5 protein-coding genes are annotated in these 7,888 nt (G+C 70.6%); all 5 read left to right on the forward strand.

Annotated elements, in window-relative coordinates; genetic code table 11:
- The first annotated feature begins 335 nt into the window (after positions 1 to 335).
- Positions 336 to 872: a hypothetical protein gene (locus DM816_RS38190; RefSeq protein ID WP_117215373.1), complete on the forward strand. Its 537-nt coding sequence runs from the start codon at positions 336 to 338 to the stop codon at positions 870 to 872.
- Positions 873 to 983: 111 nt separating this feature from the next.
- Positions 984 to 3,575, forward strand: a complete 2,592-nt coding sequence (locus DM816_RS38195; RefSeq protein WP_117215376.1) for a fibronectin type III domain-containing protein — start codon at positions 984 to 986, stop codon at positions 3,573 to 3,575.
- A 27-nt stretch (positions 3,576 to 3,602) separates the two neighbouring features.
- Entirely contained in the window at positions 3,603 to 4,574 is a 972-nt protein-coding gene (locus DM816_RS38200; protein ID WP_117215374.1) for an AAA family ATPase, read from the forward strand.
- A 118-nt stretch (positions 4,575 to 4,692) separates the two neighbouring features.
- A complete protein-coding gene (locus tag DM816_RS38205; protein WP_117215375.1) occupies positions 4,693 to 5,859 on the forward strand; it encodes a DUF58 domain-containing protein in 1,167 nt (388 codons plus the stop codon).
- Between the two features lie 46 nt (positions 5,860 to 5,905).
- On the forward strand, positions 5,906 to 7,888 hold a 1,983-nt coding region (locus tag DM816_RS38210; protein WP_162908261.1), incomplete at its 3' end, for a transglutaminase TgpA family protein.

Here is a 7,888-nt window from a genome sequence, read left to right on the forward strand (position 1 = left end):
CGGCCCCGGCCGTGCCCGCTCCGCCGCAGCAACAGCCGGCGGCGCCCGTTGCGCAGCAGCCCGTGTCGCCGGCTCCCCCGCAGCAGCAGCCCGTGTCGCCGGCGCCCGCTCGACAGCAGCCGTTGCCGCCGGCTCCGACGCAGCAGCTGCAACCGGCACCGGCTCCGCAACAACAGGCACCCGGACCGCAGCAACCGGTTTCGGCACCGCAGCGGCCGGCTTCGCCTGCGTCGCAAGGGGTTCCGCCGGTGCCGGTGACGCCGCAGCGACCGATCGCGCCGGCGCCACCTCCGGGACCACCGCAGCAGCAGCTGCCCCCAGGTGGCTATCCGGGCATGCCGATGCGGCCGACGTCGGCGATGCCCATGCCGCCCTCGGGGCTGCCCGGCGGGCGGCCGGGCCCCTACCCGCCCGGCTTCGGGCCTCTGCCCACTTTGCCGGCGCCTGTGGCGTACCCCCAAAAGAAAGGCCGCGGAGGTCTCATCGCCTCAATCATCGCCGCGGTCATCGCCATCGTGGCGGCCGGTGTGACCGTCTACGTCGCGGTGTTGCGCCCGGACGGCGGGCTCAACCAGCCGGAGCGGCTCGCCGCCACGAGCGTGGCGATCGACGTACGCGACGATCGGGTAACGATTTCCTGGGCGGATCCGTCCAACGGGGAGGCTCAGCCGATCATCGTGGGCAACCGCGAGGGCGAAGGCCTGCGCCGGTTCGGGCTGCCCGCACGGGGCGCGACCACGCATCCCCTCACCGGGCTGAACAAGAACTTCGACTACTGCTTCCGGGTGCTGCTGGATTACGTCGACTCCGTCAAGGAATCGGATCAGGTCTGCACGAACCGCAAGAAAGCCACACCTACGCCGAGCCGCTGACTTTTGCTTGTCATACCCACCGCCTAGGATGACCCTCGGTTTACGGGAGGAACACCGACACGCGGGGTAATTGCCCCCGCACTGATGAGCTTTTCGGGGAGGGGCGATCCCATGGTGGATCTGTCGCCAGGGGCTATCTCACGCAAGGCGCGCACCAAAGGCGGCATCGTAACGATCGTCACGGTGCTGAGTCTGATCGCCGGCATGGGCGCCACCTGGTTCGGGCTCAGCCTCCGCGACCACGCGGACGCCAGTCACGACGCGTCGTCGTGGGTGTGGAGCACGATCCAGGGCGAGCTGGCCCGGATCAACGGCCTCACGGCGAAGGTCGACACGCGCCACGCGGTGCAGGGCGCCCAGGGGCACACGATCGAGCTGAGCCAGTCCGACCGCTACCTCATCATGCGCGACCTGGCCACCGGCAAGGTGAGCTCCTTCGACCCGGCGACGCTGAGCATCACCTCCACTATGGACACCCAGCAGGGCGCGGGCATCCGCATCGCCCTGCACAACGACGCCGCCTTCATCATCGACCCCGCGCAGGGCATCGTGCGCCAGCTCGACCCGACCACACTGCAGCCGGTTGGCCAGACGCTGAGCTTCCCGCCGGGCATCACCGGCGGTTCCTTCGACGGGCAGGGCCGCCTGTGGGTGGCGGTGCCCAGCGAGGGCACGGTCACCGCGATCACCCCGGCGGCCCGGGGCAACCAGGGCGGCCAGGGCGGCGCGGCCTCGCCAAGTCTGGCCCGCACCGAGCCGGTCTCCGAGCCATACCACGACCTCGCACTGTCCGCATTGGACAACGGCGTCGCCGTGCTCGACGTGACCAACGGCAAGCTGGTCGCGCTCCGCAACGACGTCATCACCACGGTCTCGACCGACGCGGCAGGCGGTGACCTGCCCACCCGCACGGGCGGCGACGTCGTGCCGGTCACGCTCATCGAGGGCCGCAACGTCTACCTCGTGCAGGGCGAGGGCAACGACGCCAAGGTGAACACCTTCACGGTTCCCGGCAACGGCAAGCTGCAGCCGGCGGTCGCGTGGGCCGGCCGCATCTACATCGCCGACGACACCAACGGCATCGTCTACGTGCTGGAGCACAACGGCACGCCGGTCAACACGATCAAGTTCAAGCACGCCGGCCAGCTGCAGCTCGAGGTGCGCGAGGGCCACCTGTTCATCAACTCCCCCGGCTCGTCGCAGGCGCAGGTGGTCAACGACAAGCACGAGGTCAAAGAGGTCGACAAGTTCCGCGACGACGTGCCCGGCGGCACGCCGCCCAACATCCCGCCGCCGCCGGACCCCGAGCCGCCGGTCGACAAGCCGAGCGCGCCGGGCAAGGTGCAGGCCGCGGGCGGCGACAACCAGGTCGCGCTGACCTGGAGCCGGGCCGCCGACAACGGCTCGCGCGTCTTCAAATACATCGTGAAGGGCAACGGCCAGACCTGGGAGGTGGGCGCCAACCAGCGCTCGCTGGTGATCACCGGGCTGGTCAACGGGCAGGAATACGAGTTCACGGTCAGCGCGGTCAATGGCAAGGGCGAGGGCCCGGGGCGCAAGAGCAACAAGGTGATCCCGACCCGTGACGTGCCCGACCCGCCGACGGATGTGAAGGCCAAGGCCAACCCGGACGGCACGGTCGAGGTGACCTGGACGCCCGCCAACGGGCAGGGCCGCAAGATCGTGCGGTACGAGGTGACCGCGATCACGGCGGGCACCAGCGCGCTGGCCGGGTCCAACGGTGGCGAAAACCGGATCGTGCTGCCCGACAAGGAGCTCGACTACGGCAAGCAATACTCGTTCACGGTGGTCGCGATCAACGAGCTCGGCGCGGGCTCCAAGGCCTCCGCGCCGGTGAGCAACTCGGTCGTGCCGTTCACCAAGCCGGGCGCGGTGGTCAACCTGGCCGGGCGCACGGTGCCCGATCAGGAGGGCGCGGTCCAGTTCACGTGGCAGCCCGCTCCGGCAAACGGCCGGGCCATCCAGCACTACGAGGTCGTCGCGGGCGGCAAGACGGTGACGGTCACCACGCTCAACGCGATCGTCAAGGGATTCCGGCCCGGCGAGATCGTGACGGGTGTGGTGCGCGCGGTCAACGAGGCGGGCAAGGGCCCCGACAAGTCGGCCACCGCCAAGACCATAGCGCCCGCAACGGTTTCCAACGTGCGCACGACGGCGACCAACTATCAGAGCATCGAGATCTCGTTCGCCCACAACGACGGCGGCGGCACGCCCACGTGCAAACTGACCGTCAACGGCAGCGAGCGCACCATCCCGTGCAACTCGGGCGCAGGCGGCTACACGCTGAGCGGTCTGATGCCCGGCAAGCAATACGACTACACGGTGCGTGTGGAAAACGCCGCGGGCGGGCAGACCTCGGGCAAGGTCGACGCGGCCGCGAGGGCGCTGCGCGGCACGGTGCGCTGCATCAACCAGCCGGAGGGCCCGACCTACTGCAACGGCGGCATCGGGGTTTACGGCGCCGCCACCCAGAGCAGCAACTCGGTCGGCGACGCCAAGAACGGCACCGACCTTCAGGCGTTCTGCAAGCGCCAGGGTGAAGAGATCTACGCCTATGTCTACAACAACAACAAGCGCAGCACGTGGTGGATCCGGGTCAACTTCTCCGGTGAAAACTACATCCCGTGGGCGTGGTTCCAGTTGGACGACGGCGATAGCCTCAATAACCTGCCCGTGTGTTGATGCCGCAGCAAAGGAAAGACTGACCACGTGACCCAGCCGCTCACCCCGCCACAGATCCGCGCGTTCGCGGACCTGACCGCCCGGCTCGGTGGAGTCATCTCCACCGTGGTCCTCGGCAAGCCCGAGGTGGTGCGGCTGGGACTGGTCTGCCTGTTCGCACAGGGGCACGTGCTGCTCGAAGACGTCCCGGGCGTGGGCAAGACGACGCTCGCCCGGGCGATGGCCGCATCGGTGCAGGGGGCGTGGCGGCGCATCCAGTTCACGCCCGACCTGCTGCCGTCCGACGTCAGCGGGGTCACGATCTTCAACCAGGGCACGCGGGGGTTCGAGTTCCACCCGGGCCCGATCTTCGCCAATATCGTGATCGCCGACGAGATCAACCGGGCCTCGCCGAAGACGCAATCGGCGCTGCTTGAGGTGATGGAGGAGCGGTTCGTCACGGTCGATGGGGTGCGGCATCCGGTGCCGCGGCCCTTTCTCGTTGTGGCGACGCAGAATCCGGTCGAGATGGATGGCACCTATCGATTGCCGGAGGCGCAGCTCGACCGGTTCCTGATGAAGCTGTCCGTGGGCTACCCCGACGAGCGGGTCGAGATCGAGGTGCTGCGCGGGCACACCCTGCGCTCGCCCGAGGCGATCCAGCCGGTCACCGACACCGCGACCATCGGCGAGGCGATCACGCTCGCGCAGCGGGTGCACATCGCCGACCCGCTCTATGCCTATGCGGTGCGCCTGGCCACCGCCACGCGCGAGCACAAGCACGTGCGGGTGGGCGTGAGCCCGCGCGGGGTCATCGCGCTGACCCGGGCCGCGGCCGCGTTCGCGCTCACCGAGGGGCGCGGGTTCGTGCTGCCCGAAGACCTCAAAGCCTTGCTGGAGCCCGTTTTCGCGCATCGCATCCTGCTCACGCCCGACGCCCAGCTGCGCGGGGTGACCGCCGCCGAGGTGTTGCGCGACGCGGTCGAGTCCGTGCCGGTCCCGCTGCCGGGCCAGGGGTAGTAATGGGCGTGCAGGCGCCTCGGCGTGCAGGCGCTTCCGGGGCGGCGGGCGCCGCAGGCGTGCAACCGTCAGCAGGCGCCGCGGGCGTGGGGCCGTGGCAGGGCCGGGGATCGGGCCAATGCTAGTCACCCTGCGCGGGTGGGGGGTGGCGGCTGCCGGGGCCGTGCTTCTGGGCTCCGGCTTCCTTTTCGGGTACCCGGAACTGGCCGTGCTGGGTGCGATCGCGCTCACCGCGCTCCTGGTCGCGCTGCTGCACGCCGCCCTGCGCCCCGAGCTGTCGGTCAAGCGCGCGGTCGACCCCGACCGGGTGGAGCGCGGCGACTCCAGCCGGGTCACGCTGACCATCCGCAACACCGGGAGGTTCGGCGCCGCAACGCTTCTGGCCAACGACCGGTGCGGCACGCAGACCGTGCCGGTGCCGCTGCTGCGGCTGCGCCGCGGCAAGCAGACCGACGTCAGCTACCCGGTGCCCACGCACAGGCGCGGCGTGGTGGCCGTCGGACCGCTGCAGTTGACCCGGCGCGATCCGCTCGGGCTCGTCTCGTTTACGCGAGGCCAGGGGGATACCGGCCAAATCTGGGTTTATCCCAAGGCACATCTGATGCAATCGGTCCCGGCGGGCATCTCGCGCAGCCTCGACGGGCGCCTGGACCGCGTGCCGCACGGCGCGATCACCTTCGACGCGTTGCGCGAATATGTGATCGGTGACGAGCTGCGGCACGTGCACTGGCGCACCAGCGCCAAGGTGGGCGAGCTGATGGTGCGCGAGCACGTCGACACGAGCCTGCCGCGGCTGGTCGTGTTGCTCGATGACCGGCTGGGGTCGTGGCCTCGCTTTGACGGCATCACGTGCGATGAGTTCGAGTCGGCGTGCGAGGCGGCGGCATCCATTGTCAGCGCGGCCATGCGCGACGACCTGACCATCACGCTCCAGCTGGTCAGCGGCGGCGCGGCCTCGTCAGGGCGGGTGCGCGGCATGGCACGCGGGCTGCTGGACCTGCTGGCCGAGGCCGACCTGGCCAGCCGTGACGCGGAGGCGCTGGTGACCGCGACCAACCGGCTGCGCCAGCACCGGCCCGGCGACACGCTCATCTACCTGACGGGCACGGGCGGGCACGCCGATCTCGCGCTCGTGACCGGGCTCCGCGGGCCGTTCCCGGCGGTCGCCGTCGGCATGCTGGGGCCGCGCGTGCCGAACGAGCCCGAATCCCTTGGCGTGCTTATGCTTCGCGCCGAGGACGGGCCCGAGTTCGCGTCCGTGTGGGACGGGGTCACCCGATGGTAGTGCGAGCCTCGAACTTGGGCACGCCCCCTAAAACGGGGACGGCGCGATGGTAGTCGGGTTCCTGCGCGGCGCGACCGTGCCGATCATCCTGATTGGACTTATCAGCCTGGCGGGTGTCGCGGCCGACCGGGTCTACTCGGGCAACCTGCTCACGCTGTTCGTGGCGGGCGCGGCCGTGGGCTCGGTGCTGGTCAGCGTGCTGTTCAGCCGCGCGCCCGCGTGGCTGGTCGCTCCATTGTCGACGGTGGGGCTGGCGGGCTATCTCGCCTTCGCGCTGATCTTCTCCGCGAAGGTCGCGGCGATCCCGGGCGGCCTCGCGACAATCGCGCTGGAGTCACTGGTCAACGGCGTGCCCGGGTTGCTCGCCGCGCTGGTGCCGATCGAGCCGCAGCCCGACACGGTCGCCGTCCCGGTGATCGCGACCTGGATCGCCGGGCTGGTGTCGACCGAGCTGGCGGTGCGGGCCAGGCGCACGACGGTCGGGCTGCTGCCGCCCGTTGTGCTTTATGCGGGAGCGCTCTGGCTGGTCGGGCCGTCGGCCCGGCTCACGCTCTGGCCGACGCTGGTGTTCGGCGGCTTGGCGATTGCCGCGCTCGCCGTGACGGGGCGGGTGCGCACGCCCGATACCGGAATCGACCCTAAAACGAGAAGCGCATTGCGGCTTCGCACGACCGTGGCGGCGGCCGCCGGCGTGGCCGTGATCCTCGCGATGGCGGTCGCGGGCGGGCCGGTTATCATCGGGCAGATCGACCGCAAGCCCATGGATCCGCGGGCCCTGGTCGACCCGCCCGACCTCGACGCGCTCGACGAAAACCCGCTCATCCGGCTGTCGGGCTGGGCGCTGTCGCCCGGCCAGCACCTGCTGACCGCGAGCGTGCCCGAAGACACCAGGATCCGGCTGGCCGTGCTGTCCGATTACGACGGTGTGACGTGGCGGGTGGGCGCCACATATCGCCCGGCCGGGCGCACGCTGCCGGAGCCGCAGTTTGAAACCCCCCGCGAGGAGGTGCGGCAGCAGATCACCATCGCCGAGCTGCGGGGCAAGCTGCTTCCGGCCATCGCCACGGCCCGGCAGATCGACGGCGTACGGGTCGCCTACGACCAGGCCACCGGCACGATCATCCAGCCCGACGGGCTGAGCCCCGGGCTGGCGTACAACGTCGTCTCGCAGCGGGAAAAGCCCGACCTGGCGGCGCTTGCGGCGGCCGAGGTGCCCAGCGCCGAAACGATGGCGCGCTATCTGGCGCTGGGCGCGGGCGTGCCCGACGACATGCGCAAGCTGGCCGAGAAGCTCGCGTCGGCCAACGGGGCGCCCTATCCGCGGGCGCTGGCCATCGAGCAATACCTGGCCCAGCACTACCGGCTCGACCCCAACGCGCCCAGCGGGCACGCCTACCCCAACCTCAACTTCTTTCTCTTCAAGCCGCCCGGCCACGGTGGGCAGAAGGGGACATCCGAACAGTTCGCCGCCGCGTTCGCCGTGCTGGCCCGGCTGATGAACCTGCCGAGCCGGGTGGTTGTCGGGTTCACGGCGGGCGCGGGCACCAGGGAGGTCACCGCGGGCGACGCGCTGGCGTGGCCGGAGGTGTACTTCAACGGCATCGGCTGGGTCGCGTTCCAGCCGCTGCCCAAGGGCGACACGCCGCCGAAGCCGCCCGAGGAGGAGTTCAAGCCGGAGCCCGAGAAGTCCGAGGAGCCACCGCCGCCGTCGGAGGCGCCCGTGCCGACGATGGCCGAGAGCCAGCCACCGTCCAAAACAGACTCTCGAAACGCGGCGGGGGCGACCGACATCGTGCTTATCGCGGGTGCCGGAGGTGGCGGGCTGCTGGTGCTCGCCCTGCTCACGCTCACTCTGATCGTCCTGATCGGACGAGCTCAGCTGCGGCGGTCGCGGCTGGAGGCGAGCAGCCCGGTGGCCCGCGTGCACGGGGCGTGGCTCGAAGTGGCCGACGCGCTGCGCCTGGCCGGGCGGCAGGCGCCCGATCACCTGACGGCGCACGAGGTTTCGGCGCACGCGGCGGCCGCGGCG

Source organism: Allorhizocola rhizosphaerae (genome assembly GCF_003426775.1).
Lineage (GTDB): Bacteria > Actinomycetota > Actinomycetes > Mycobacteriales > Micromonosporaceae > Allorhizocola > Allorhizocola rhizosphaerae.

What these genes read in the sequence shown, in the direction of transcription:
- DM816_RS38195 (WP_117215376.1), top strand. Translation starts at nt 984, where the DNA reads ATGGTGGATCTGTCGCCAGGGGCTATCTCACGCAAGGCGCGCACCAAA.
- DM816_RS38205 (WP_117215375.1), top strand. Translation starts at nt 4,693, where the DNA reads ATGCTAGTCACCCTGCGCGGGTGGGGGGTGGCGGCTGCCGGGGCCGTG.
- DM816_RS38190 (WP_117215373.1), top strand. Translation starts at nt 336, where the DNA reads ATGCCGATGCGGCCGACGTCGGCGATGCCCATGCCGCCCTCGGGGCTG.